This window comes from Enterococcus sp. DIV1421a (assembly GCF_051711025.1).
Classification (GTDB): Bacteria; Bacillota; Bacilli; order Lactobacillales; family Enterococcaceae; genus Enterococcus_B; species Enterococcus_B hirae.
Genome location: NZ_JBIOLU010000001.1, coordinates 1,095,710 through 1,121,168, shown reverse-complemented (window position 1 = coordinate 1,121,168; position 25,459 = coordinate 1,095,710). Strand labels below are relative to the sequence as shown.

Genomic DNA, 25,459 nt, shown 5'->3' with positions numbered 1-25,459 from the left:
AACGTTTGTCAAGAAAATCAAATGAGAAGTTCCTGTTATTCTTTCAACTCGAACAATAAATCTTCACCAGAAATCACACAAACAGCACCATCTTGAATTAGTTGATGGGAGCCAGTTGAGTATTGTGTCAAAATATTTCCAGGTACAGAAAAAACAGTTCGACCGATTTCTAACGCTTGTTGTGCTGTTATCAAAGAACCACTCTTTTGCTTTGCTTCAATGACACAAGTGCCTTGTGACAAAGCAGCAATGATTCGATTTCTCATGGGAAAGCGGTATTGTTTTGGTCCTTCGTATGGTGGATATTCACTAAGTAAAAGATGATTCTTTCCAATTTCTGCTTGAAGAAATTGGTTTTCCTTTGGGTAGGCTTTTTTAATTCCTGTACCGATTACCGCAATCGTCTTTCCAGTATTTTTAATCGCAGCCAAATGTGCGTATGTATCGATTCCTTTGGCACAGCCACTAACGATGACATAGTTAGCATCTATGACCGGAGTTAAAAGTTCATGTACAACTTTTTTTGCCAAGACCGAGGTTTTCCTGCCCCCAACCACACTGAGCATCTTTTGTTTTAGTAGAGAAAGATCACCAGAATAAAATAAAAGAATCGGTGGTGTCGCAAGATGAAAAAGTTGCGGGGGATAGCACGGGTCAAGACAAGTAATGAATGACTGAGCTGTTTTCAATTTCGCAAAATTTTGATTGATTTGCCGCCAACTTTCTTGAAATTTTTCTCGATGACGAACAATTTTTGCGATTTCAATGATTTCATAAGAAGACAACTCGCATGTTTGAGTTTCCAATAAAGCCTGGACAACCGCCCATTTTCCTTGACTGCTAATTCCTTTCGCATAAGCTAATTTAAGTAAAAATCCTTCAATCTGATCCATGAACGAAAACCGCCTCTCGAAGTTACTTTTAAATAAAATACGCAAGAGACGGTCAAACATCTTAAGATAAATAATTTTTTATCGGTGCAAAAGAGCGTCGATGAATAGGGGTAATTCCTTGTGTTGCTAAGCCTTGTAGATGTTCTTTCGTTCCATAACCAGCATTATGGCCAAAACCATAACCTGGATATAGTTCATCATATTTTTTCATTAAATCATCACGATAAACTTTTGCAATGATACTTGCTGCCGCAATAGAAACTGAACGAGCATCTCCCTTGATCAATTTTTCTTGCTGGATTGGCAAATCCAGTGTCATGGCATCAATTAAGAGATAATTTGGACGTATCGCCAGCTTTTCTACAGCTTGGATCATTGCTAGTTTGCTTGCCTCATAAATATTGACCTCATCAATCTTTTTTTCATCAATGATGCCGATACCGATAGCAAGTGCTTTTTGTTGGATTTGGTCATAAAGCTGTTCTCGTTTTTTTTCTGATAATTGTTTCGAGTCATTTAATCCAAGGATCGGTTCGTCTTTAGGTAGGATGACAGCGGCCGCTACTACTGGCCCTGCTAAAGGCCCACGCCCTACTTCATCAATCCCCGCAATCCATTCATATCCTTGTTCATATGCCTGCTTCTCAAATAATGACATTTCCAAATATTTTTCTTGGATCAATGCCGTTTTTTTTACTTGTTTCTCAAAGGATAGAAGCGCTTGTTGTACCCCTTTTCGCTGATCTTGCTTTAGTTCGGCAATGAAGGGATCAGTTAACGACGTCACTGTTTTTAATCGTTCCTTGATACTTTGGATCGATTCACTCATCGCTTGTTTTCCCCATTTCTTCACATCGATCTAGCGTGTAGCGCCCAAGTTTTCCTTGACGGATATCGAAGACTACCACTTCACTACCACGATCATAATCATCTTTATAGCCACGCTTTGCAGTAATCGTCATCAATAATTCAGGTGCTAATTGTTGTTCTGCTTCTTCTGGTAACTGATAGCGCTCCGCAATTCTTCCTGGATAGTAACGAGCGAAAAAATCTAAGCCATAGATAGCGAGATCATCTAAATGAACTAACTGGTCTTTAATGGCACCGGTTAGTGCTAGTTTTTTACCGATCTCTTCATCTTCAAATTTAGGCCATAAGATTCCTGGCGTATCTAATAACTCTAATTCGCTACCTAGGCGCAACCATTGTTGTCCTTTTGTCACACCAGGTTTATTACCTGTTTGCGCAATTTTTTTCCCAACTAAGCGGTTCATCAATGTTGACTTCCCGACATTTGGAATACCTAAAACCATGGCTCTGATTGCTCGTGGTTTGATCCCTCGAGCGGCATCACGTGCCCTTTTTTCTTTCAGTGCTTCTTTGGCTGCTGGAATCAACGCTTTGATCCCTTTACTCTCTTGAGCGGTAATCGCTAATGCTTGATGACCTTGTTGTTGAAAATACGTTTGCCATAACTTCGTTTGTTGGGGGTCTGCTAGATCAGCTTTATTTAATAATACCAACCTTGGCTTTTGTTGGATGATCTGATCAAGCATTGGATTACGTGAAGACAAAGGTAATCGTGCATCGACTAATTCAAAGACGATATCGACATATTTCATTTTCTCAGAAACTTCACGACGGGCTTTTGCCATGTGCCCTGGGAACCATTGGATCGTCATAGAATAAATTCATTCCTTTCATATAAGGATTTCAAACCTTATTCTTACATTATCATATTTAACCTTAGTAAATCTATGCATACAAGTCTACTACCATCAAGTAAGTTGATTAGGCTCATTTTCCTTATATTATTCAAAACAATTATTGGGTAGACTCTTTCAAAAGCAGCTCTGCAACTATCCATACTACCATGAACCTAAGATCAGCGATTATTTTTATGCATTTATCCTGACTTTACAATCTTTTAAAGTGGATACCGCTTTTTATTCATCAGTGGTTCGGCAGAATAATCCTTCTATCATGATACTAAATCTCAACGCCTTAGGGTATTTTTCTTTATCAAACATGTTTTGTACTTTTATTACTATTAATAAAAAGAAAATACATCATTATAAATAACAAAAAGGCGCCTGTTCCGTATTTTATCATATTTCCTTACTAATCGCACTCTCATTTTGGCATTTTCCGTTCTCTGGGTTCTTGATTCCTCCATGCTACAAATTGGTGAGATAACACATCCTTTAAGACTTCTTCGTGATCCATTACTCAATATAATTTTAGATATTTTTTCACTTTATTATCGATTCTGAGTTTTGGAATCATCAACTATCGATTATCCTTTTTCAGTTAAAAATGAGTGGAAAACTTCCAACTTGCTTTCTAACGTTTAATCGATTGAGTTATTTATTTTTTTATTTAACGCTCTTGCTTGCTTTTTGCTCTCATTTTTTGCGTATAGATAAAAAGCAATGGTGTGTAAGATCAAATTTAAAATAAGATAAATTGCCAAAAGATTAATTGGTGAAATTGCCAAAGGCAGTTTGAATGAAAGTAAATTGAAAATCGCTAAACCCGCAACTGTATTTCCAACAGTCGCAATCAAAATATTACTGACTGGTTTCAGCGTAAGATGATTCCAAAGCACATCATACATCACACCAAAGACTAATGCACAAACTAGACTAACACCCATTACGTGCCAAAGAAAATAAACATGGATCATCTGCCCTTTCGCAAAGAAGCTTGTTATTATAAATATCAACCAGATGCTGCTTAACGAGAACGTTTGAAAAAAATTATGTTTTATCTGTTTACTCATACCCACATCTCCTTAAATTTTTTTACATAGTGACGATTCACAATAAATTTAGAACCATTTTTCATTTCAATTTCAACCCGTGCATTATCCGTAGAACGAAAAGCTTTAATAAAAGTTCGATTAACTAGCGTACTAATGTTGATCCGCACAAATCCGTAACTTGTAAATTGCTTCTCAACTATTTTTAACCGTACAGCTAATAGATACCTCTCATTTGATGTAAAAACGACATGACACATCTGTTCTTTTGACTCGATTGAGGAGACATCACTTAATAGCCTGGAAACTTTCTTATTTGTTTTTGCATCAATTACTACGATTGTTTGCTCCGTAGTCAGAATAGCTTCTTTTATTCTCCCCCACGTTTTTTCGCAAGAAGAATGGGTAGTTACCTTCACTGTATCCTGTGCAATGTGATTATCAATTCCAAATTTTATTCTCAAATTTTCTCCTCCTTGCTTTGATACTCTCAGTTTAAGCCGTACGCATACCATATTCAATTCCTTTCCATGAGGTTGCACTTTTTCGTAAGAAGATTGCAAAAGATAGGAAACATTTCAATACTTCCTCCCTATTCAGGTGTACCCTGCTTCTTCAAATGAAGAATGTTCCTGTCTTTAATGATGAACGACATTCGCTTGGGTTTAATCGTTTTTTCTAGTATTCTGCCGATAAATATATTCAATGAACGTTTATAAAACTGTAAAGAAGAATTCTTTCAGCACGCATCTTTTGACAACGTTTACATTTTAATGGATGATAGGATAAAAGAAAGGAGAGGTACAAATGAACAGTATGGTTTTTGTTAATTTCCCCGTTGAAGATGTAGACAAGTCTGTTGCTTTTTATGAAAAATTGGGCTTTAAGAAAAATGAAGAATTTTCAACTGACGAAGCAAGCGCTGTGGTTTGGGACGACACATTTTGGATCATGTTACTCTCTCACGGTTTTTACAAAAAATTCTTAAAAGACAAAGAAATCGCAGATAATAAAAAAACAAGTGGCGCCTTGATTTCTTTTAGTGTAGCAAATGCGGATGAAGTTAAAAAGTTTGCGAATACGGCGAAAGAAAATGGCGGAAGCTATCATGAAGTCGATATGGGCATGTCTGAAGAAGAAATGTTTTCACTTGAAGTCCAAGATTTAGATGGAAATACATTAGAGCCTGTCTGGATGAAAATGTAAATTTTTTAAAGCCCTCCATTAGAAAAACAGATGGAAGGCTTTTTTAGATAAATTATCTTGGTCTCCTATGCACTTATTTTGGCTTGTTTGACTAAAATAGTAGTGCTAGTAGATCTTCGTTATTAAAATGAAAGATATAATCTGAAACAGTCATATCATTTAATGCGTTTTTTATTTCTTCATAAATAAATTTTTGACCAAGTAATTGTTGTTCAAGAATACTTACATCTTTTTGTCCAAAAAAATCACCATAAAAACGAATCTCATTGATTCTCCCATGCAGTGTCGACAAACGGACGTCCACAATTCCAACTTTGGGGAGCCTGATTCTGCGTTTCACCGAAAACCTTGGTGTTTCACCATAGACCCAATCATCATTAGCATAACGATTCTGGACGATTTGTTCAATGTTTTGTTCATCTTTCTTCGTCAAATCTACCCTTTTATCTTCAATTTCTTGCAGATCATCGACCTGATAGACTTCACAAATCAGTGCATCTCGAAAATCAGCGGTTTTTTCAAATTGATATTCTTCCTTTAAAAATGGTTTCAGATTCGTCACACTTTTTTTTACTGATTTCGTTGCTTTAGACTCAATCTTTTCTTTGGAAACCGTCAAAATTTTATCAAGAACGGACAAATCAACGTCGTACATCAGTGTACCATGTGAGTATAACCGATTTTTTTTCGTATACATGGCATTCCCTGAAAATTTCATTCCTTCGATATACATATCATTACGTCCACCAACTTCTGCTTTGGTTGCGCCCATTTTTCTTAATGCTGTGATAATAGGCGAGGTAATGGATTCATATTCACCAAATTTCATTGCATTTTTGCTGGTCACAAAGCTAAAGCTTAGATTTCCTAAGTCATCATATACAGCACCTCCACCTGAGGTTCGCCGAGTGAGTGTCACGTTTTTTTCCCTTAAATACTTGAGATCGATTTCTTCATAACTATTTTGGTTTCGTCCAATAATCACACAAGGTTTTTGAATATATAATAAAAACAAAGGTTCATCACTGTCAAAATTGTTCATAAGATATTCTTCTGTTGCTAGATTTCTCCGAATATCTAAACTTTCCATGATATGATAGCGCACTTTTATCCCTTCTTACTTTTTCTCCTATCATCTCTTTTAGAACATAAAATGGCAAGAAATTAGTTCATTTTATATCTTAATTGTACTATTTTAATCAAGTAAAAAAGCGACCTCCAAAAGTTAGACCAAAAAATCTAACTTTTGGAGGTTGCTTTCCTCATCACTCTAAAACAAATAAGCGCTGGCATTAGCGCCTTGAAATCATGCTGAATGATCTCTTTTCTTTACCCAATCCATTTTATCTCGTTCAAGGGATAGTAAACAAAGCGAGCCTTACCCAATATTTCGCTTCCTGTAATCATACCAAAGGAGCGACTGTCTTTCGAAACACGTCGATTGTCCCCTAAAACAAAGTAACTGTCGGCTGGCAGCTTTGTCTTATTCGTTAATTCTTCCAGAGTAAAGTCCGTTGTATAAGGACTACTTTCATGATCTGACTTTCTATTTTTCGTTAGAAAAGGTTCTTCGACCACTTTTCCATTCACTTTCAGCTGATCATTCTCATAGCTAATTGTCTCTCCTGGCAACCCGATCACTCGTTTGATATAAATCGTTCCATCAGCCAATTGAAAAACAACTACGTCAAACCGTCTGATTTCAGAAAATTTTTCCATTACAACCATGTCACCTTGTTTCAAGACGTTTTCCATCGAATTACCTTCCACTGGCACTGGAATAAGAAGAAATCCTCTTAAAATAAAAGCGATCAAGATGGAGCAAAGTACATATTTGATTATAAGCCAAAAACGGTCGATATAGCGTTGTTTTTTTGTCAATATCCATCATTCCACTCTCAAGGTTATCGTTCTTTCTCTATTATAGAAAAAAAAAACAAAAAATGCGACTAGATGTTTCCTTTTTGATCTTTTCTAAAAAATGAAGAAAACAAACGCAGAATCAATGGCTGTTTTCTAAATATTTTTCCCACACCTCATCAAATATATCCATAGATGACAAATAATCCACATTCAATTCTAGATAATCGGAAATTTCTTCATAACTCGTACTATGTTTAGGAAACTGGATATCTTTTCCTGCTTCTGTGGCGAAAACAGACTGTTGATCTGCTTGTTTACCGCCACGAAGAGTCATTAAATAATGATAGAAGCTTTGATTCACATTCTTTCCTCCCAGTTTTCTTTGACGAAAGCCGCTCTTCTTGCATGGTTTCGCTCAAAATTTTCAGGATTTTTTTTATAATAATCTTGATGCTCTGGCTCAGCCAAATAAAATGGTTGTGCTTTTTCAATCGTGGTCACGATCGGTTTTGTAAACCGACCACTAGCCGCTAATCGATTTTTACTTTCTTCCGCGATTCTCTTCTGTTCATTTGTCGTAAAGTAAATAACCGGCCGATAATTCTCGCCACGATCTTCAAATTGTCCAAATGCATCCGTTGGATCGGTTTGCTGCCAATAAATTTCCACTAATTCTTGATATGATATTTTCTCTGGATCATAGATGATCTCTACCGCTTCTGTATGACCAGTCGTTTTAGATTTGACTTGTTCATAGGTTGGAGATGGCACATGTCCACCTGTATAGCCAGACATGATCGTATGAATCCCTGGTAGCGTATCAAAGGGCTGAATCATACACCAAAAGCATCCTCCAGCAAAAATTGCTCTTTCCATCCTTCTCTCTCCCATCAATGACCCACTGTTTACTTCGTTACACTCGTGTCGGTGGTATCAGTATTCTTTGTCGTTTTATTGCTCGTTGTCTTTTCACCAGTTTCTTTAGGTAGATATAGACTAAAACGAATGTCATCATTCACTAAATCAATTTTATCTGCTTTGATGTACATACCATTTTGCATACGGAAGCGATCTAAACGTAGCATGATCGTCAAATCATCCGTATTGATTTCAATCCAATCAGGCAACTTATAATTTCGCTTGATCATATTCATGATATCTTTGATCGGTAAACTCAATGTGCCGATCGAAAGACTTTTCGCTTTTAATTGGACATTTCCATTTTCCATCACATATGGATCAAAGTACAGATAAAAGTTGATTGGAAATCCTAATACTTCAAACGTACCATTCAACATCGCTTCATTTTCAAGATAAAATTTATATTGAATACCTTGGTCTTTTTGATAATCTGTCAAGAAAAAACTGATCATTTGATTGACCTTTTCTTTATTGGTGTTGATGGTCAAGACTGGATCTCCTTGTCTTTGGGTGATCGCTGGCACCTTAGCAAAATCCGGTTCTCGATTCGCAAAAATCCGAGTACCTAAAAAGATGCTTGATCCAAGAACAACCCCTAAAAGGATCAAAAAAGCCCATTTCCAATAATTTTTCTTTTGAATTTCAGTATTCGTTTGTGTCGAAACCTTTTTTGAGCGTTTTTCCATTATTTCTGATCCTCCCTTGGCAACCATTGGTCTTGCGTTTCAATTAATTCATCTCGTACAGCATTGGCCATCAATTGATAGCCTAAGTTATTAGGATGAAAATGATCTTCTTCATACAATACATTATTTTTGCTATTTGACGTACTTTCGCTAGTACTTGACTGATTCGTTCCTTCTTCAGTTACGCCAACTTTTTGGTTTAACCCTTGATATAGTAAATCATTGATTGGGATAAAATAGCAGTTGTCCGCATTTTTGACAACAGACTCAGTCCCAGCATTCCAGTTGTTCACAATCGTCTGCATGTCTTTAATCTCAGGGAAATTCAAATAGAATGGATTATAAATACCTAAGATGTAAACCGGTGCGTGACCATTTAACTTCCTAATTTCTTCGATCAGTTGTTCAACATTTTTCTGATACTTTTGTAATGGTCGCTTAAATGATTGGATACTGATCCCAAATAGATCGTTTTGAATCACTTTCATTAAGTCATTTCCGCCCACTGTCAAAGTGATAAAGTCAGCTGATTTAATGTTTGTTTGAATCTCTGAATTTTTCTTGAGCCGTTTTAAAATTTGATCGCTCCGTTCACCGTTTACCCCATAGTTTTCAATTTCAACAGCAGTCAGATCATAGCGATCTTTTAAATCGTTGGCTACTAATGGAACAAAACCACCTTGTTTCGTTTGATCTCCTATTCCTTCAGTTAACGAATCGCCGATAGCTACATAATGGATTTTTTCTTTTTGATCCGTCTTTTGACTAACTGTCGCTGCTGGTTTTAATAGCGGTTTAGCTTTTGGAATCGATAAAGATAGTCCTAAATATACAAATATAGCGATAAGTAATGGGAACAAAACGAGCAATAGTTGTCGTTTTGTTAATTTCATATCATTCACCTCATATTATTCGATTGTTTCTTATGTTATCAAAAATTAAAATAAAAAGGTAGTGTTTCTGAAAAAAATAAGAATTATTATAAAGAAAAAAAGGATAAAATCAATGGCTAACTGACCAATGATTTATCCTCTTGATTTAGTCAACGTAATACATGATTGCAAAGGCGTTTTTCCCCGTATGTGTTGCAATAACTGGATTCGTGTGTAGAACAGGAATCGTCATATCAGGAAATAATTCTTGTAGTCCTTCTTTAAATTCTTGAGCAAGCTCTTGAGCATCTGCATGAGAGATCCCAATTTGACGAACATTTGGTAGTTCTTTTAATTCTTTCTTCAAATTATTGAACCATTTGTCAAAGGTTTTCTTTCCTCGACCCTTAGCAACTGGGATCAACTCTCCATGAGTGAAATTCATCACAGCACGTATGTTCAATACACTTGACAATAAACCAGTCGCTCGGCTAATGCGCCCACCTTTGACTAAGTTATCTAATGTAGAGATCCCAATATATAATTTTGTATTTTCTTGTACTTTTTTGATTTCTTCAAGAATCTCATCAGCACTTTTTCCTGCTTGTGCAAGTTCAGCAGCACGGATCACTTGGAAGGACAGCCCCTGATCGGTTGTATCACTATCGATGACAGTCACTTTCGTTTTAGTCAGATTGCTTGCCTGACGGGCCGCTTCAACCGTTCCACTCAAACCTTTAGTCATATGGATCGAGATAACTTCACTGCCATCTTCGCCAAGTTGATCATAGGTTGAAATAAATTCACCGATTGGCGGTTGACTCGTTTTTGGTAATGATTTAGCTTGAGCCATCATATCCATGAATTTTTCTCCACCTAATTGATCATCATCAGGATAGACCACGCCATCGATCATGATAGCTAGCGGCATCACCTGGATATTTAAGTTATCTCGCACACTTTTTTCCATTGTACAAGAAGAATCTGTTACGATTTTTACATTTGTCATACTATCTCACTCTTCCTTTAACAAGATGCCTTTTGGTTTACAACAAGTACTAATAAAGGCAATTTCTTTTTTAAGTATAACAGACAACAGACGTTTTTTCATTAAATACCTCTACGAACGATTCCGTTTTCATCCAAAGATGTGGTATTGATCATTTCAACTTTATTAAAAAAGATATTTCCCAAAATGTGCTAAACAAGCTTTCAGGAAATACCTTTTTTCATCGGTTATTTATTTTCTTTTTCGTTGATATGTTTCAAATTGATGGGCATATGGATTTTTTTCGTCCATCTCCCCTTGGCTGATATTGATTAATGACCATTGATCCCAATCAACTTCTGGAAAATAAGTATCCCCTGTAAAAGAATGATGGATGACTGTACGATACAGCACCGAACAAAAAGGAAGAAATTCTTTATAAATAGCTGATCCTCCCGCAACGAACAAAATGCCATCGTTTTCCTTTGCATAGTCCAATACTTCTTCAATCTCGTGCATAACCATGACATTGTCAGCTTGGTAATCACGATCTCTTGTCATCACGATTGTTTGACGGTTAGGCAACGGACGACTTCCCATACCTTCAAATGTTTTTCTTCCCATAACTAAAGTGTTTGCTTCAGTCATTTGTTTAAAAAACTTCAGATCATTGGGTAATCGCCAAGGCAGTTGGTCTTCTTTACCGATCAACCCATTTTCATCTTGTGCCCAGATAGCAGCTAACATTTCATCATCCTTTCTGTGTTCATACTGCGATTGGCGCTTTGATTGCTGGATGAGGTTCATAGCCTTCAACCTTGATATCATCCATTTCAAAGTCAAACACAGATTTTTTTTCTGTATTTAAAACTAATTTAGGAAACGCACGCATTTCTCTTGAAAGTTGTTCTTTCATTTGTTCCACATGATTTGAATAGAGATGAGCATCACCTAAAGTATGGATAAATTCACCAACTTCTAATCCAGTTTCATGCGCAATCAAATGGGTTAACAAAGCATAACTGGCAATATTGAAAGGCACACCTAGAAATACATCACCACTCCGTTGATACAATTGACAACTTAAACGACCATCATGAACATAAAATTGAAACATCGTGTGGCAAGGCGGTAACGCCATACTAGGAACATCTTCTGGATTCCAAGCAGACACGATCAAACGTCTTGAATCAGGTGTTTTTTTGATTGCTTCGACCACTTCCTTGATTTGATCGATAAACCCACCATCTTTCGTTTCCCAATGGCGCCACTGGTACCCATAGATGTGACCTAAATCGCCATATTTTTCAGCAAATGCGTCATCAGTTAAAATTCTTTCACAAAATAGCTGACTTTGTTCTTGATATTGTTTATTAAACTCAGGATCAGAGATGCTTCGATGGCCAAAATCAGTCATATCTGGCCCATGGTATTCATCACTTTTGATATATCGTTCAAATGCCCATTCATCCCAGATATGATTGTTATTTTGTAAAAGATAACGGATATTCGTATCCCCTTTTAAAAACCATAACAATTCACTCTTAATCAACCCAAAAGGAACCCGTTTCGTTGTTAATAATGGAAATCCTTTTTGTAGGTCGAACCGCATTTGATAGCCAAAAATGCTGCGTGTACCGGTGCCTGTTCGGTCGCCTTTTTCATGTCCTTCTTCTAGTAGTTTCCTGCCTAAATCAAGATATGCTTGCTCCATTTTTTTCCTCCTAGTCTTCTACCCATTCGCTTAAGTATTCCCAACGAGCCATTTTCTCATCTAATTTGCTTTCTGCTTGTGAAACGTTTGCTTGTAATTCTTGTAAACGAGTAAAGTTATCTCCTTGATGATTCATTTCTTCTTGCAGCTCTGAAATCTGTTCTTCTAATTCAGCAATTTCATCTTCGATCGTTTCCCATTCTTTTTGCTCTAAATAAGAAAGTTTCTTTTTTGTTACCTTTTTATCGTCAGCAGCCGGCTTCGTTGGTTCATTCATTTTTTCTTTACCTAAAGGCGCTACATCTTTTTGTGTCAATAAATAACTCGACATATCCCCATAATATAATTCTTGCTTAGCATTTCCTTGAAAAACTAATAATTTTTCTGCTACTTTGTCTAAGAAATAACGGTCATGTGATACAGTAATCACGGCACCTGGGAAACTCTTAAAATAATCTTCTAAAATGGTCAGTGTGGCGATATCTAAATCATTCGTTGGTTCATCCAAGAGTAAAACATTAGGTTGTTGGATCAGCAATTTCAATAGATATAGTCGACGCTTTTCGCCACCAGATAATTTTTTGATCAATGTGCCATGCATAAATCGAGGAAATAAAAATCTTTCCAATAATTCAGCCACACCAATTTGCATACCTTCTGCCGTTTGAGCTTCTTCAGCTGCTTCTTGCAAATAAGCAATCATGCGTTTTTCGGGATTCATCTCTTCATTTTCTTGTGTATAGTAGGCGATACGAACAGTCTCACCAACCGTAAACGTACCATTATCTAAAGGAATACGTCCCGCTAAAATATTCAGTAAGGTTGATTTACCGGCACCGTTTTTCCCAGTGATACCTAAACGTTCTCGTGATTGAATCAACAAATCTAAATGGTTGATCAGCAATTTCCCTTCAATAGCATATGTTCCATCTTTGATCTCTAATACTTTTTTTCCTAAACGTTTCGTTGCGATATTCAATTCGAGGTCTGCTTCATGATTGACTTGATACAAGTTTTCTTTAAGATCCTCAAAACGATTGATGCGTGCTTGTTGCTTCGTTCCGCGTGCTTGAACTCCAGCTCTCATCCAGGCTAATTCTTGTTTGTACAGGCGCTTTCGTTTTTCTTCTTGTTCCACTTCCACACGATCTCTTTCAGCTTTTTCTAAAATATAAGCTTCATAATTCCCTCGATACTCGTGTAGTTGTCCAAATGATAGTTCAAAAATGCGATTCGTCACTCGATCCAAGAAATAACGATCATGAGTGACCATTAATAACGATCCACGATACTGTTTTAAGTAATTTTCTAACCATTCAATCGCTTCATAATCCAAGTGGTTCGTGGGTTCATCTAATAATAATAAATCAGGCTCATCGATTAGGACTTGTGCTAAACTTACACGTTTTTTTTGTCCACCTGATAGTGCGCCAATCTTTTTATCTAATTCACTGATGCCTAATTTTTGTAAGATAATCTTAGCATTTGTATCTGTGGTCCAAGCATCTTCTTTGTTCATTTGTTCTTCTGCCTTGGCATAACGTCTCTGAACGCTCTCGTCCTCGCCATTCTCAGCTAATACAAGCAAAGCTTCCTCATATTCTCTCACGGTACGGATTAATGGACTATTTCCTTGAAAAACCGCTTGAAGTACAGTCAATTCATCAGAAAATTCGGTTGTCTGTGACAAATATCCAATTCGATAATCATTCGGATAAAAAACTGTTGGTCGATCTCCATCCCCACTGTCGATACCTGCTAAAATATTTAATAAACTTGTTTTTCCAGTTCCATTAGTTCCAATCAAACCGATTCGGTCTTTTTCGTGGATCAAAAAAGAAATCTGGTTAAATAGTTCTTTTTCACCATACGTTTTATTGAGGTCAGTTACTTTTAATTCTTTCAATCCATTCCCTCCTCATCTTGGTTATTGTATCATAAAATAATTTAATTACGGATATTTTTCTATTGTCATCTTAGACAAAATAAAGGGAGAAAATAAGATAGTGTTGATTTTTTCATTAGAGTGGGATAATAGTTAGAAAAAATCTGATTATTGCCTCATTTTTTTAAGGTACACAAAAAGCACACAACCTTGTATGATTAAAGTGCCTAAACAAAAATCAAAGGAGTGTGCTTTTTTTGTATCTATAAAATAAAAAAAATTTTATGTTTTGACTATCTATAACGTTCCTATTATAAAAAATAATTAGAAAGATGTTAATTATTCGATTATAGCTACTGCTCTAACCCAACCAGCACTAGCATTTTTAATTTTTATCGGATAACAACTGATTTTAAACCCCGTGGAAGGTAATTGATCAAGACTGGTTAATTTTTCAAGCTGACAATAAGATTTCTCGATTCCTGCAAAATGCCCTTCCCAAATAAGTGAAGGGTCTCCGGTCTTATCAAATTCTTTTGCAATGAATGGTAAAGGTCTGTCCCATGACCAAGCATCGGTACCTACCACTTTTATTCCTTGTTCGAGTAGCCATAAAGTTGCTTCTCTTCCTACACCGCACCCACTGATTAAGTAATTTGATGTTCCCCAATATTGATCCGCTCCAGTCCGAATTAAAACAATGTCCTTTTCTTTTAATCGATAGTCCATCGCATCTAAAGCTTCTTTAAAATCCTCGATTTCTAATCGATATCCGTCTGGTTTGTTTGAAAAATCAAATACAACACCATTACCGTAACACCAATCAAGAGGAATTTGCTCAATTGTCCAAGCTGGCTTACCTTTATCCATTGTTGGATGGTAGTGATAAGGAGCATCTAAATGAGTACCTGAATGCGTAGTCAAGTGAATTTTTTCGATCGCCCATGCTAAACCAGCAGGCAAGTGTTCTTTTTTTGCTGTTCCAAAGAAACGAAGCATATCGTTGACGCTTTGTTCATGATCAATGTATGAAATTTTAGGTATCATTTCCTCTGGATCACTGGGCAAATCATTTTCTATAGTGATACTTAAGTCAACTAATTTCAATGTCTAACAACTCCTTGAATGATTATCTAAGTTTTAATATTAACTAAAAAAATTTTTCTATTTTACTTTTTTTTGATGATTTTTGAATTTATTTTTTATAGTGATAGTCTGATGGACAATCAATGAATTATGTCATTAAATAAAGGATAAACGTTAAGAACGATGCTTCTATCAGTTTACAACGATTAGAAAGGTGAAGAAAATCTTGAAAAATAACTGTCATTTATCCTATTGATTTTATAATGTGGAAGTCCAACATAGTATACTTTACTTGATTTTTCGAGACTAGAAGAAATATCATCTTTACATTAATAGAAAAATATATTACAATTTTTTTCGAATATCGGAGGATCCTAAGGGATTGGATAAGATTACTCTTATCCAATCCCTTTTTTGTTTTCTGATATCTAATTTTTCTTAAGGAGGTACGAAATGGAGAAGAACTGGTTTTACGTTATCTTCGGAGGTTTTTTAGAAATTTTTTGGGTACTTTGTTTAAAAAAATCAGAGAATTTCCATCATTTTTTCTATTCCATTTTGACGATTTTGCTCGTTGTTATTAGCTTTTATTTATTTGCTAAAGGTATGGAAAGCTTACCTACTGGAGCAGCATATACAGTGTTTACTGGAATAGGTGCAGTTGGAACAATCATTTTTGGTATTTTATTTCTGAATGAAAGTGTATCTGTGCAAAAAATATTGTTTTCTGCATTATTAGTTATAGGAATTTTGGGTCTAAAAATCACAACAAAGGAGGAATAATCTGTGGATATACTTTATCTTATACTAGCAGGAATAGCAGAGATCATAATGGTCTTTTCTCTTAAAAATTCACACGGATTTAAAAAAATAAATTGGAGTATTATAACTATTATTTCTGCATCCTCTAGTTTACTACTTTTATCGCATTCAATGAATACATTAGAAGCTGGGGTTAGCTATAGTATTTGGGTAGCTTTTGGTTCCATTGGTTCAATGATTCTTGGAGTATTTTTATTTAAAGAAAAAATGAACTGGCTGCAATTTGCTTCCATGATTATTATTTTATTTTCTGTGATTGGCCTAAAACTAGTTAGCTAATTAAATTGAAGAATCTATTGTCATTTGTGAGACTGGGACAAAACTTATCTCAGTCTCTTCTACTATCACTAAAGCTGTTTGCTAATTGAAAGCTATTTTCTTTTAAATACGCTTCAAATGCTTCTTGTGTGGTTTGTGTGGTTTGAGTTTCATTCGGATCAAGCTTGACACAAAACTCTCCGTTTTAAGCGATTATCTGGGCTTTTCCTTCAAAGTAAGGTTTTTCTTGACGTTCCTGATCTTTTCTTGCAATTGGTAGATCATAGATGTTGTTGGGGTTTGGACTCTACCTAAGGACAAACTTACTGGTATGCCTTTTTGCTGCAAGAGTAAACTATACCATGGGTTATCATTCATACCATCAATGAATCAACGTGAAATAACAAAAAATCTGAGACAGAATGAGGTTCATTCTGACCCAGATTTGATCACGCTGAGCACTTACTCAACTTTTTTAGCCGGAAGCGAACGTTTTCTTGCCCGCAATGCGAATTTAAATGAAAAATCATCAACTGGCTTATTCATAGTATAGGATTCCAGTAAATTAATATTTTTCCGATAACTATTAGCAGAAAAAGTCGTGATCTTCTCAGCTTCTTCATACTCATCAACGATTTTGCGCTCTAAGTAATAGCCACGCAACATTTTTTTGGAATAAAGACTGTCTTGTTGGATCATCCAAGAGGAGATCAAATTTCCTGAAGCCATTTTGATGCCTTCCATTTTTCGTTGTTGGATGAAAAAGTTGACCATTGTTTCATCATAAACATCGGTTAGGTTTTCTAAACTCTCAATGATCAATTGTGTGTTTTTTTGATAGGTTTCCCGAATTTCTTGAATATCTTTTTCGGAAATCAGTGTCTTTCGATCTGATTTTTGTCGTTGCCAGAACATTTTGGGATGTAAGATGATCCGAATCAACCGTCGAACAAAAATAAACCAGAAGCCGACAAACGACAGTACCTGACTAGTAATAGAGTGTTCAAAATTAGCAAGAAATCGTGAATAAAAACGATAGCCATTTGAGGAAAGCTTACCAGAACGATAACTTTTATCTAATCCATCACGTTCGATGGATAAAATCAATGCTTGAATTTCTTGTACTTCTTGCTTTTCATCATCAGAAAGATCTTTTAAATAAAGATCACGGATACGCTCTTGATAGTTTTCGATCACTGCTTCAGTTGCTAAATATTCTTTTGAATCTTTATCTAACGTTTTGATTTCAGATTTCAATACTTCAATGACTTCTTCTAGGATCATTAAAGCATTCAAATCTGTTTTCACTACCTCTTCCGTTTCTGTCAACAGGGGTAAAACCACGATGCCTACGATCAGCGTTACCAAAATAACTCCTGCCGTCAAAAATAATAATAAAGAGCGCTGATAAAAAATCATTTGGTTAATCGTAAAAGGTAAGATGAAAATCGTTGCTAAACTAACCGTTCCTTTCACACCACCAAAAGTTAAAATCAAAATCTCATTCAATTGTTCCTTGAATTCTTTTCCTTTATATTTAAATAAATAAAAAAGACTGATCGAAACAAAGCGAATCATAAATAAGATCATTGAGATCAACAAAATCGTGATTAACAGCAACCAGTTTGAATAAAGCCCATCTCCCCAAACTGGAGAAAATACTTGGGTTAATTCGATTCCTAAAAAAATAAAAACTAACGCATTCAGCGTAAATGTGATTGTTGTCCATGTACTATCGGACAAACTTGATAACTCCGCATCAAACACCGAGATTTTTCTAAATCCCGAAGCTTGCAATACCCCAGCTACTACTGCGGCAATAATCCCTGAAACATCAAATACTTCTGCTAAAACATACGCTAAAAACGGTAATAGCAATTCAATTAACAAGTAACCTGTCACATCTCTGGCAGAAGCCTTCTCAATCAGATTAATCACTTTTCGTTTGACCCAGACAAGTAAAAAGCCAACGACGGCTCCTCCTATACTAGAAAACACAAGTGTAAATCCTGCGTTGACTGCAGAAAAAGAGCCCGTGATCAATGCAGCTAATGCAAATTGAAAGGCGGTAACACCTGAAGCATCATTCAATAATCCTTCGCCTTCTAAAATATGCATCGCTTTATTTGGGATATTCACCCGTCCAGAGAGCGAGCTGACAGCGACAGCATCGGTTGGTCCAAGAGCCGCTCCAAAAGCAAAACAAGCAGCTAATGGCACGCTGGGTAATAAAAACGACAGCGTGAAACCAACCCCGACTAATGTCAGGATTACCCCTCCAAAAGCCAGAAATAAAATCGTATCAAAGTTTTTCAGGATCGAGGATACATCGGCTTTTTCTCCTTCACGAAAAAGCAACGGCGCAATGATCATCACTAGAAAGAGTTCTGGTTCAAAGTTGATCGATTGGCCCCATTCTGTTAAGCCTAAGATGATACCAAGAAATATTTGGATCAGTGGAGCTGGGATCATAGGTAAAATGCGGCTAGCTATATTAGATAAGGTGATCGTTACAGCAAATACGATCACTAACTCAGCAAATTCCATGGTCCGTCCCCTTTATTTTTTATTTTGAGCGAGTACCTTTAGAAATTGTTCTTTTTTCTTCAATATTTTGTTTTCTACCACTTCTGCTTGTACATTGTTTCCTTCTAATTCACACTGTACTCGCTTTGATTCTAAACGTAGCAAATCATGTTTCAATCGCTCAAGCTGACGGTACATGATGATATTTTTCTTCCGCAACTTACAAAGAATTTGCCGACGATCTTCCATTGAAAACGCACCATAACGATCATGCAACAGTTTCTTTTGTTCTTCAAAGCTCTTCCTCATTTTTAAGATCTCCTAAATGCAAACTTGATCTTCATGAAACACTGAACGTTAAAAGGAAAAGGATTCTCCTTCATTGGACAAGTTCAGCTGGATTCGAAGAATAAGTTTGCTTGAATTTCAGAAACTCATTCTATTCCAAATAGAAGAAAATATCAAGTGCGGAAAACACACCAAAAAAGGAGCTGGGAAACCATTTCCGCTCCTTTCTCAGCTATCCATTAAACTTTGGTTTTATTCAAAAAACTCGCCATAGATATCTTCAACACGTTGATCCGGATTGATCACGATGTATAAATTACCTGTTTTTTCACTGATTTTAGTTGATTGGTATTGATTATCCAATCCTTCTGTTCCTTTATCAAGATAAGGGAAATAAACTAGGTCAGGTGTACCATTGCGATAAAGAATCTCCATCCGTTCAATATCTTCATATTTTAATGCGCGGTTGAACATGCCCATCTCTAATCCACCTAAGTTGATGTCGTGAGTTGCTACGGAATCACCTTCGTGAAAAATTTCGATCTTAAATCCAGCACAAGGATGGATTTCCATAAATTCACTACCATTGATTCGTCCAAAACTCGTTGTTATTTGTTTGATCCACAAATCACCAATATGGCGACGATTGATCGTCCACGTTTCGCCGTTTCGGAAATAAAATTTTAGCGCTGTCATTTCTTTACTCATAAAAAAATCCCCTTTTGACGTCATTTATTCTGGTTCCCTTTTAGTTTAGCACACATCCCACGTGAAGGTCACATCTAAAGTTTTTTCAAAGATGTGAAACTTTAGAAGCGTTCCACTATTGACAAAAAAATCCGGAAGCAACTCCCCAGCAATAAGCGAGGATTTTCTAAATAGGAGAAATTTTTAAATTCCTCACTTATTACTCAGAGCTGATTGCTTCTTTCAGAATCTCTATTAAAGCGCGACTTCGACATTCATCGAAATCTATAAATGGTTATTTTGCTGGAGATAATCAACAAGGGCATTTGCTTCATTTGCTAAATTTCCCTCTACCACTGCTCTTTCTGCAGCTTGAAGTGCATCACTGACCCATTTCCCTGGTTTCTTGTCACTCACACTAAGAAGTTTCTTCCCATCAATTGCTAACTCTCGCATGGATGTAATCGGTAATTGATCATAGCGCTTTGCTACTTGTTCTAGTTGAGGTGTTTCACCAAAATAAATCATGAGTTCTTCTGTCTTCAAAGCGTTCTCTTTTCCCAAACAATAGAGTACCATTGGTTCCAACATCTGTCTTTTACGTTGAATCAATCCATGAACGATCATTTGAACTTCTCGAATCATTCGGTTGGAACATTTCCATTCCTTTAAGAAAGGACGGATCTCACTTTCTTGAAGTCCTAACTGATCGATCAACAATGCCCACGCCTGACTTTCAGTTTGCAATGGTTCATCTGGTAAATCGGCAAAACGTAACAAGGCTTCACCATAGTCTCTTAAACCTGGACAATAAATATAACATTGCGTCTCAACGAATGTTCTCAATCCTGTAGAACGCTCTTTCCCTAATAACATTTTGATGAATTCCACATTAATCCGTTCGACAGAAATTTTTCCTAATAATGAATGGTTGGCCTGAATGGCCGCAGCCGTTTCTTGCTCGAGTGTAAACCCAATTTGACTAACAAATCGAATCCCACGCATCATACGCAAAGCATCTTCATGAAACCGTTCCTGTGGATCGCCTACTGCTCGAAGGATCTGGTTTTCTAAATCAGCTAACCCGTCAAATAAATCAATGATTTGACCATCTTCTTTTAATGCAAATGCATTGATCGTAAAATCACGTCTTTTTAGATCCTCTTCAAGTGAACGGACAAATTCGACATGATCTGGACGGCGATAATCTTGATAGGTCGATTCTGTCCGAAAGGTCGTGATTTCATATTGTTCCTCTTCAGCCAAGACCAAAACGGTGCCATGTTCAATGCCGATATCAATGGTTTTCGGAAAAAGTTGTTTGATTTCTTCTGGGAATGCACTTGTTGCGATATCTACATCATGGATGGGTTGATCCAACAAGATATCTCTGACGCTTCCCCCGACAAAATAAGCTTCAAAACCCGCTTGCTCCAATTTATTCAAGACAGGAATCGCTTTTTGGTATTCTCTTGGTAATTGTTTTAGTTTCATTGTTTTCCCTCTTCCAACTTGATGGCTTACGCTTTTTTATCATCCTTATTTGCTTCTTTTCTTTCAAAGCGATTGTGATCTCTGCGATTAAATTTTTCCATATTTTTTTCAAATACATCCGTTAAATCGATTTCCAGGGAATTTGCCATGATCATAGTGACAAATAAAACATCACCTAATTCTTCTGCTACAGAATTGTTGGGCTCCGTTTCTTTCTTCGCTTTTTCACCGTATGTATGATTGACTTCTCGAGCCAGCTCCCCGACTTCTTCTGTTAAGCGTGCCATTTGAGCTAATGGAGAAAAATAGCCTACTTTAAACTGTTGGATATAGTCATCTACTTCCTGTTGCATACTTCTTAAAGAACGTTCTTTTGTCATTTCTTCTCCACCTTTCCTATTTATCTTACCAAAAACTACGTCCAAATCCTAGGCAAGAGCGATTGAGAAAATAAAGATTACGTGCTACATTGAGTAATGTGATGTAAAAAGAATGAAATATTGTGAAAATATTAGTCGGTTTATCGAAGGAGTGGTTTGATGATCTCAATGAAAACAGTTAAAGAAGTCGTAATGATTATGGTTGGTACAAGTATTTATGCGTTTGGACTCGTTTATTTAAATATTGCGAATCATTTAGCAGAAGGTGGCGTTTCAGGGATCACTTTGATCTTACGCGCACTTTTTGGGATTGATCCTGCCTACTCTACGCTATTGATCAATATACCTTTGATTTTGATTGGTGGAAAAATTTTAGGAAAACGTTCACTCGCTTATACCGTCTTGGGAACAGTTTCGTTGTCTGCATTTTTATGGATTTGGCAACGTGTTCCTTTACAAATCAATCTTCAACATGACTTACTGATCGTTTCATTATTGGCTGGCTTAATTGCCGGAACTGGAAGTGGTCTGGTCTATCGGATGGGTGGAACTACCGGTGGAAGTGATATCATTGCTCGTATATTAGAAAAGAATTATGGGATCTCAATGGGTCGATCTTTACTGGTATTAGATGTTATCGTTTTGTTGGCTTCATTGACTTACATTGACTTGAAACGCATGATGTATACGTTAATTGTTTCTTATGTTTTCAGCCGTGTCATTGATTCAATCTTAGATGGCGGTTACTCAGCTAAAGGGATTTTAGTCGTCTCAAACAAAAATGAAGAAATTGCCCCACTGCTGATGACTGGATTAGAACGTGGCGTTACTTTTTTAAGTGGTGAAGGTGGGTTTTCTGGTCATTCTAAAAAAATTATCTATATGGTGGTTAGTTCGAGTGAATTGAATGAAGTGAAACGAATCGTCCATGAAATCGATGAAAAAGCCTTTCTATCGATTATCAATGTCCATGAGGTCGAAGGAGAAGGATTCACTTATCTTAAACCACAGTCTAAGTTATTTAAGCGAATATAGCTCTCTCCTAGTTCTACTCGTTTTTCTGGAGTGAGTTTCATCTTTCTTTTTGGCATACAAAATCCCCCTATACAGGACTTTTATATTTCAGTGTCCTATATAGGGGGAGCATATCAACTTTCCTCAGTCTTTTTTAGTATCTTTAAAAACGAATAAACGGTTAGATAAAAGTATCCTTAGTTAGGATTCTTTCCTGCATGTTCGCCTTTTACTTGGTTCTTGCTTAATATTTCACGATTAACTTCATCGGACAATTCCAGGAAAGCATCTTTATCCCCTTTTTCAAGCGCTTGATCAATCTGTAAGTAAAGCATTTTGAGATGGGCTGCTTGTTCTTTCTCTTTGAGATATTGCTCGACTAGTTCAAGATCTTCTTCACTAATAGAGTCGTTCCAAGATGCAAAGGGGTTCTCTTCTAAAACCATTAAATACTCTTTCGTCTGCCAAGCATTTTCAAAAAGGCATTCTACATATAGCGGTCTTTTCCAATTTAATCGAATTTCATGAAAAATTTGATCAGTATCGGTAAACTCTTTCCCCTCGAGAAATAATTTCATTGGTTCTCCATCGAAAGAAAGGTCACTGATTTGTAATCCCCGATTTGCTTGATTCGCTCCTTCAACAAAATGAACATTACTTAAGATTGCTTCATGATTAGCCAAGTAATTCAAAATCCAAAAAACCTCTCTGCGACTAAATGAAACATGATTGACCATCCAAGTTAAGAAATTCTTTTTTTCCTTTACATCTATTAGCATTTTACTCACCTCTCTGCTAGGTCGTCTAATACTGACAATGCCTCCAAATCTCCAGGTTCCAATTCTAAATAATGAGTAAGTAGATCTTTTGTTTTTGTCAATTGTCCTTCTTCTCGTAAGAATAAGGCGTATTCTTTTAGAAAATCAGGTTCATGCTCCAATTCGTGATACGCTTGTTCATAATGAACAGCTGCTAGTGTGAAGTCCTCTAATTCATTATAGGCATGGGCTAAATTCCATTCCGCATATGGATTTGCAGTTTCTTCCATTTGCTCGATACTCTTGATTACATCTTCGTAACGTTCTTCATCTAAATACAAATTACTTAATGTTAATAATGTTTCGTCTTGTTTTTCACCTAATTCCAACGCATTTAATAATAGTTTTTCTGCTTTTTCTTTGTCATGTAAGCGATACGCATTTTCAGAAGCTAAGTGATAGAGTTCTACTTGATAAGGATTTTCTTTGATCCCATCTTCAAGAACTTTCTGCGCTTCTTCAATCAATTCTTCTTCTTGTAATGCTTGACCTAAATAAAGATAAAGAGATTGATATTGGGGATTTACTTCTCTCAATTCTTGTAAATAATTGATCGCTTTTTCATTTTCTTTTAGCTGCAGATTGGTGAAAGCTAACTGGAATAAGCGATCATCTGTCCGTTCTTCCTGCAATGCTTGTTCCAATGGTTCGATTGCTGCTTCAAACTCTCCTTGCATGCTTAGAGATTGTCCTAAACGTTCCTGCATAGAGATACCAGAAATCTCATCAATATTACTTGATAATAATAGTTGATAGATCGTTGCAGCTTCAGCAAAACGATCGACTGAAAAGTAAAGTTCGGCTAAAGCAAATTGGATCAATGGTTCATCAGGCAACAACGCAGCTGCTTCCTTTAATTTCGCTTCACTGACTTCAGGAATACCGATTACTTGATATAAATCAGCAATTGCTAATAAAGCTTGAGGATAGTAGTCACTTTCTTTTGAAATGTTTTCCAGATATTCAAATGCTTGATCGATTTCATTATCTTCAATCGCAATTTCCGCCAATGGAATGAACAACTCATCATTTTCGGGGTACTGTTTCACTAACTGTTCAAAAATTTGCTTTGCTTCTTCTAAAAAACCAATCGCTAAGAGTTCTTCCCCTAATTCAGCCAAAACATCGGCCGGATCTTCTTTCAAAGCTTGTGTCAGATATAACTGAGCTTGCGCCAAATCTTCCTCTGACAATGCTTGTAACATTTTTTCACTATTTGTATTCATTTAAATCCCTCTAATCTCACTAATAATCTCGTCATAAGATTTCATTGTTTGTATTAATTCTTGTTCCTTTGGCGATTGATATTTCTCTATTATACCAATTTTTTTCAAAACAAGAATTTTTTTGCTTTTTTCCGCTAGAAGTAAGACATTTTCTAAATAATCAATTTTTGATAATTGTTCTGGCCAATCGATAGGATAACCCAGATGTTTCAACCAGATAAAAAAATTTTTCAATTGAAAGGACATATCCGCTAGTCCTACATTCCAAGTAAGATGAAAAAGCATTCCTAATAGTTTTTTCATACTAGCTGATAACAAATGACCATTTTCTGTTAGGTAAAAAGCTTGTTCAAATAGTTTACCATAATTTGAGAGATTTTCCGCATCTACTTGGTAAAAACTAATCATTTCTTCCAGCATCCCCGTAAAAGCCCGCTGAGATAACTGCCTTGGTTGCGGATAGTTTTTATAGAGATTTTGTAAAAAATGATAATCACAAACTAAACCACATGTTATCAAAGTCAAAAAATCTATTTGTTTCCCTTCTCCTTGTTTTTCACTGATTGTTTGATCGTAAACAATTCGTTCTGGAAGGTTGGTCGTTCGCAAGACGACTTGATTTGGCAATTGTAAAATATTTCGTTGAGGAGTTAATGCCCGGGCCATTGAACGAATCGATACCGGTATTAGCCATAATGTTGATGCAAGTGAGGTATGCTTCTGGAAAAAACCTGCTAAATCCATGATTCCCTCATTCCCAAACCCAATGATAAGTAAGGATTGGTTTTCAGGATATCGTTTTGCAAATGTCACAAGATTACTTAGTTCTGTTAAGTGATTACATTGAGTATTGGCACAGATATACCAATCAATCTCACTTGGGTTAGGAAACTGTTGGTTGATTTTCTCAACAAACAAATCGTAATACCGTTGGTTCGTCAAAAATAAAACAGGCTGATCAATCGTTATTGTTTTCAGTTGGCTGACCAACGTTTCCCCATAATAGATTTTTGTTTGTTCTTCTTGTCCTTGATAGTCGATTTCCATAAGCACCCCTCCTTTTCTTTATTT

28 protein-coding genes and 1 pseudogene are annotated in these 25,459 nt (G+C 36.2%); 4 read left to right on the top strand and 25 right to left on the bottom strand.

The window, feature by feature from the left end:
* Nucleotides 1–35: 35 nt before the first annotated feature.
* The 5 genes from dprA to IGK21_RS05185 form a co-directional block, all read right to left on the bottom strand.
* The gene (gene dprA / locus IGK21_RS05205; RefSeq protein ID WP_181914913.1) at nt 36–893 is read right to left on the bottom strand and encodes a DNA-processing protein DprA; all 858 of its coding nucleotides are present in this window, start codon (nt 891–893) and stop codon (nt 36–38) included.
* Between the two features lie 61 nt (nt 894–954).
* Nucleotides 955–1,722: a ribonuclease HII gene (locus tag IGK21_RS05200; protein ID WP_096710453.1), complete on the bottom strand. Its 768-nt coding sequence runs from the start codon at nt 1,720–1,722 to the stop codon at nt 955–957.
* The gene (ylqF, locus tag IGK21_RS05195) at nt 1,715–2,575 is read right to left on the bottom strand and encodes a ribosome biogenesis GTPase YlqF (protein ID WP_010719467.1); all 861 of its coding nucleotides are present in this window, start codon (nt 2,573–2,575) and stop codon (nt 1,715–1,717) included. The genes IGK21_RS05200 and ylqF overlap by 8 nt, the downstream gene beginning before the upstream one ends.
* A 668-nt stretch (nt 2,576–3,243) precedes the next feature.
* Complete coding sequence (locus tag IGK21_RS05190; RefSeq protein WP_010737376.1) at nt 3,244–3,675, bottom strand: hypothetical protein; 432 nt, start codon at nt 3,673–3,675, stop codon at nt 3,244–3,246.
* A complete protein-coding gene (locus tag IGK21_RS05185) occupies nt 3,672–4,118 on the bottom strand; it encodes a LytTR family DNA-binding domain-containing protein (protein WP_181914912.1) in 447 nt (148 codons plus the stop codon). The genes IGK21_RS05190 and IGK21_RS05185 overlap by 4 nt, the downstream gene beginning before the upstream one ends.
* A 343-nt stretch (nt 4,119–4,461) precedes the next feature.
* On the opposite strand from IGK21_RS05185, the gene IGK21_RS05180 reads away from it, so the two are divergent.
* On the top strand, nt 4,462–4,860 hold the full coding sequence (locus IGK21_RS05180; protein ID WP_010737374.1) for a VOC family protein: 399 nt from the start codon (nt 4,462–4,464) through the stop codon (nt 4,858–4,860).
* Between the two features lie 91 nt (nt 4,861–4,951).
* Here IGK21_RS05180 and IGK21_RS05175 read toward each other — a convergent pair whose 3' ends face one another.
* The 11 genes from IGK21_RS05175 to IGK21_RS05125 all read right to left on the bottom strand — a co-directional run bounded on the left by IGK21_RS05175 (nt 4,952) and on the right by IGK21_RS05125 (nt 14,896).
* Nucleotides 4,952–5,965: a lipoate--protein ligase gene (locus IGK21_RS05175; protein ID WP_181914911.1), complete on the bottom strand. Its 1,014-nt coding sequence runs from the start codon at nt 5,963–5,965 to the stop codon at nt 4,952–4,954.
* A 224-nt stretch (nt 5,966–6,189) separates the two neighbouring features.
* Nucleotides 6,190–6,741 (bottom strand): signal peptidase I, encoded by a 552-nt coding sequence (gene lepB, locus IGK21_RS05170; protein WP_034700293.1) that lies wholly within the window; start codon nt 6,739–6,741, stop codon nt 6,190–6,192.
* 121 nt (nt 6,742–6,862) lie between these two features.
* A complete protein-coding gene (locus IGK21_RS05165; protein WP_010719473.1) occupies nt 6,863–7,084 on the bottom strand; it encodes a YozE family protein in 222 nt (73 codons plus the stop codon).
* Nucleotides 7,081–7,599, bottom strand: coding sequence for a peptide-methionine (S)-S-oxide reductase MsrA (msrA, locus tag IGK21_RS05160; RefSeq protein ID WP_010737371.1), 519 nt, complete (start codon nt 7,597–7,599; stop codon nt 7,081–7,083). Before msrA ends, IGK21_RS05165 begins: the two co-directional genes overlap by 4 nt.
* Nucleotides 7,600–7,628: 29 nt before the next feature.
* Nucleotides 7,629–8,330 (bottom strand): YpmS family protein, encoded by a 702-nt coding sequence (locus tag IGK21_RS05155; protein ID WP_010737370.1) that lies wholly within the window; start codon nt 8,328–8,330, stop codon nt 7,629–7,631.
* Nucleotides 8,330–9,223, bottom strand: a complete 894-nt coding sequence (locus IGK21_RS05150) for an SGNH/GDSL hydrolase family protein (protein ID WP_010719544.1) — start codon at nt 9,221–9,223, stop codon at nt 8,330–8,332. Before IGK21_RS05150 ends, IGK21_RS05155 begins: the two co-directional genes overlap by 1 nt.
* Before the next feature lie 145 nt (nt 9,224–9,368).
* Complete coding sequence (locus tag IGK21_RS05145; RefSeq protein WP_010719545.1) at nt 9,369–10,211, bottom strand: DegV family protein; 843 nt, start codon at nt 10,209–10,211, stop codon at nt 9,369–9,371.
* 231 nt (nt 10,212–10,442) lie between these two features.
* Nucleotides 10,443–10,937 carry a dihydrofolate reductase gene (locus IGK21_RS05140; RefSeq protein ID WP_010719546.1) on the bottom strand — a complete coding sequence of 165 codons (495 nt, stop codon included), beginning with the start codon at nt 10,935–10,937 and terminating at the stop codon, nt 10,443–10,445.
* A gap of 19 nt (nt 10,938–10,956) precedes the next feature.
* Nucleotides 10,957–11,904, bottom strand: a complete 948-nt coding sequence (locus IGK21_RS05135; protein ID WP_034700291.1) for a thymidylate synthase — start codon at nt 11,902–11,904, stop codon at nt 10,957–10,959.
* A 10-nt stretch (nt 11,905–11,914) separates the two neighbouring features.
* On the bottom strand, nt 11,915–13,810 hold the full coding sequence (locus IGK21_RS05130) for an ABC-F family ATP-binding cassette domain-containing protein (protein ID WP_034700289.1): 1,896 nt from the start codon (nt 13,808–13,810) through the stop codon (nt 11,915–11,917).
* A 318-nt stretch (nt 13,811–14,128) separates the two neighbouring features.
* Nucleotides 14,129–14,896, bottom strand: a complete 768-nt coding sequence (locus tag IGK21_RS05125; RefSeq protein WP_010737366.1) for a cyclase family protein — start codon at nt 14,894–14,896, stop codon at nt 14,129–14,131.
* Between the two features lie 432 nt (nt 14,897–15,328).
* On the opposite strand from IGK21_RS05125, the gene IGK21_RS05120 reads away from it, so the two are divergent.
* Nucleotides 15,329–15,658, top strand: coding sequence for a DMT family transporter (locus IGK21_RS05120; protein ID WP_010737365.1), 330 nt, complete (start codon nt 15,329–15,331; stop codon nt 15,656–15,658).
* A 3-nt stretch (nt 15,659–15,661) separates the two neighbouring features.
* The gene (locus tag IGK21_RS05115) at nt 15,662–15,976 is read left to right on the top strand and encodes a DMT family transporter (protein ID WP_034700287.1); all 315 of its coding nucleotides are present in this window, start codon (nt 15,662–15,664) and stop codon (nt 15,974–15,976) included.
* Nucleotides 15,977–16,058: 82 nt separating this feature from the next.
* Here the strand turns inward: IGK21_RS05115 and IGK21_RS05110 are convergent.
* The 6 genes and pseudogenes from IGK21_RS05110 to IGK21_RS05085 all read right to left on the bottom strand — a co-directional run.
* A pseudogene (locus tag IGK21_RS05110) lies at nt 16,059–16,333 on the bottom strand (DNA topoisomerase); the annotation flags it as partial.
* Nucleotides 16,334–16,417: 84 nt separating this feature from the next.
* Nucleotides 16,418–18,502 carry a cation:proton antiporter gene (locus IGK21_RS05105; protein ID WP_010719552.1) on the bottom strand — a complete coding sequence of 695 codons (2,085 nt, stop codon included), beginning with the start codon at nt 18,500–18,502 and terminating at the stop codon, nt 16,418–16,420.
* A 12-nt stretch (nt 18,503–18,514) separates the two neighbouring features.
* Nucleotides 18,515–18,790, bottom strand: a complete 276-nt coding sequence (locus IGK21_RS05100; RefSeq protein WP_010719553.1) for a hypothetical protein — start codon at nt 18,788–18,790, stop codon at nt 18,515–18,517.
* 231 nt (nt 18,791–19,021) lie between these two features.
* Complete coding sequence (locus IGK21_RS05095) at nt 19,022–19,477, bottom strand: hypothetical protein (protein WP_010751262.1); 456 nt, start codon at nt 19,475–19,477, stop codon at nt 19,022–19,024.
* 264 nt (nt 19,478–19,741) lie between these two features.
* Complete coding sequence (locus tag IGK21_RS05090) at nt 19,742–20,950, bottom strand: CCA tRNA nucleotidyltransferase (protein WP_181914910.1); 1,209 nt, start codon at nt 20,948–20,950, stop codon at nt 19,742–19,744.
* Nucleotides 20,951–20,976: 26 nt separating this feature from the next.
* Nucleotides 20,977–21,330, bottom strand: coding sequence for a nucleotide pyrophosphohydrolase (locus IGK21_RS05085; protein WP_010719556.1), 354 nt, complete (start codon nt 21,328–21,330; stop codon nt 20,977–20,979).
* A 159-nt stretch (nt 21,331–21,489) separates the two neighbouring features.
* Here IGK21_RS05085 and IGK21_RS05080 point away from each other — a divergent pair, with 159 nt between their 5' ends.
* A complete protein-coding gene (locus IGK21_RS05080) occupies nt 21,490–22,365 on the top strand; it encodes a YitT family protein (RefSeq protein WP_010719557.1) in 876 nt (291 codons plus the stop codon).
* 176 nt (nt 22,366–22,541) lie between these two features.
* Here IGK21_RS05080 and IGK21_RS05075 read toward each other — a convergent pair whose 3' ends face one another.
* From IGK21_RS05075 to IGK21_RS05065, 3 genes are read right to left on the bottom strand one after another with little or no spacing between them, the layout of a single operon-like run.
* On the bottom strand, nt 22,542–23,123 hold the full coding sequence (locus IGK21_RS05075; RefSeq protein ID WP_010719559.1) for a ReoY family proteolytic degradation factor: 582 nt from the start codon (nt 23,121–23,123) through the stop codon (nt 22,542–22,544).
* A gap of 5 nt (nt 23,124–23,128) precedes the next feature.
* Nucleotides 23,129–24,388 carry a tetratricopeptide repeat protein gene (locus IGK21_RS05070; RefSeq protein WP_010719560.1) on the bottom strand — a complete coding sequence of 420 codons (1,260 nt, stop codon included), beginning with the start codon at nt 24,386–24,388 and terminating at the stop codon, nt 23,129–23,131.
* Nucleotides 24,389–25,435, bottom strand: a complete 1,047-nt coding sequence (locus IGK21_RS05065) for a hypothetical protein (RefSeq protein WP_010737358.1) — start codon at nt 25,433–25,435, stop codon at nt 24,389–24,391. It abuts the gene before it with no gap.
* Nucleotides 25,436–25,459: the final 24 nt, after the last annotated feature.

What these genes read in the sequence shown, in the direction of transcription:
- dprA (WP_181914913.1), bottom strand. Translation starts at nt 893, where the DNA reads ATGGATCAGATTGAAGGATTTTTACTTAAATTAGCTTATGCGAAAGGA.
- IGK21_RS05200 (WP_096710453.1), bottom strand. Translation starts at nt 1,722, where the DNA reads ATGAGTGAATCGATCCAAAGTATCAAGGAACGATTAAAAACAGTGACG.
- ylqF (WP_010719467.1), bottom strand. Translation starts at nt 2,575, where the DNA reads ATGACGATCCAATGGTTCCCAGGGCACATGGCAAAAGCCCGTCGTGAA.
- IGK21_RS05190 (WP_010737376.1), bottom strand. Translation starts at nt 3,675, where the DNA reads ATGAGTAAACAGATAAAACATAATTTTTTTCAAACGTTCTCGTTAAGC.
- IGK21_RS05180 (WP_010737374.1), top strand. Translation starts at nt 4,462, where the DNA reads ATGAACAGTATGGTTTTTGTTAATTTCCCCGTTGAAGATGTAGACAAG.
- msrA (WP_010737371.1), bottom strand. Translation starts at nt 7,599, where the DNA reads ATGGAAAGAGCAATTTTTGCTGGAGGATGCTTTTGGTGTATGATTCAG.
- IGK21_RS05155 (WP_010737370.1), bottom strand. Translation starts at nt 8,330, where the DNA reads ATGGAAAAACGCTCAAAAAAGGTTTCGACACAAACGAATACTGAAATT.
- IGK21_RS05150 (WP_010719544.1), bottom strand. Translation starts at nt 9,223, where the DNA reads ATGAAATTAACAAAACGACAACTATTGCTCGTTTTGTTCCCATTACTT.
- IGK21_RS05145 (WP_010719545.1), bottom strand. Translation starts at nt 10,211, where the DNA reads ATGACAAATGTAAAAATCGTAACAGATTCTTCTTGTACAATGGAAAAA.
- IGK21_RS05140 (WP_010719546.1), bottom strand. Translation starts at nt 10,937, where the DNA reads ATGTTAGCTGCTATCTGGGCACAAGATGAAAATGGGTTGATCGGTAAA.
- IGK21_RS05135 (WP_034700291.1), bottom strand. Translation starts at nt 11,904, where the DNA reads ATGGAGCAAGCATATCTTGATTTAGGCAGGAAACTACTAGAAGAAGGA.
- IGK21_RS05120 (WP_010737365.1), top strand. Translation starts at nt 15,329, where the DNA reads ATGGAGAAGAACTGGTTTTACGTTATCTTCGGAGGTTTTTTAGAAATT.
- IGK21_RS05105 (WP_010719552.1), bottom strand. Translation starts at nt 18,502, where the DNA reads ATGGAATTTGCTGAGTTAGTGATCGTATTTGCTGTAACGATCACCTTA.
- IGK21_RS05100 (WP_010719553.1), bottom strand. Translation starts at nt 18,790, where the DNA reads ATGAGGAAGAGCTTTGAAGAACAAAAGAAACTGTTGCATGATCGTTAT.
- IGK21_RS05095 (WP_010751262.1), bottom strand. Translation starts at nt 19,477, where the DNA reads ATGAGTAAAGAAATGACAGCGCTAAAATTTTATTTCCGAAACGGCGAA.
- IGK21_RS05090 (WP_181914910.1), bottom strand. Translation starts at nt 20,950, where the DNA reads ATGAAACTAAAACAATTACCAAGAGAATACCAAAAAGCGATTCCTGTC.
- IGK21_RS05085 (WP_010719556.1), bottom strand. Translation starts at nt 21,330, where the DNA reads ATGACAAAAGAACGTTCTTTAAGAAGTATGCAACAGGAAGTAGATGAC.
- IGK21_RS05080 (WP_010719557.1), top strand. Translation starts at nt 21,490, where the DNA reads ATGATCTCAATGAAAACAGTTAAAGAAGTCGTAATGATTATGGTTGGT.
- IGK21_RS05075 (WP_010719559.1), bottom strand. Translation starts at nt 23,123, where the DNA reads ATGCTAATAGATGTAAAGGAAAAAAAGAATTTCTTAACTTGGATGGTC.
- IGK21_RS05070 (WP_010719560.1), bottom strand. Translation starts at nt 24,388, where the DNA reads ATGAATACAAATAGTGAAAAAATGTTACAAGCATTGTCAGAGGAAGAT.
- IGK21_RS05065 (WP_010737358.1), bottom strand. Translation starts at nt 25,435, where the DNA reads ATGGAAATCGACTATCAAGGACAAGAAGAACAAACAAAAATCTATTAT.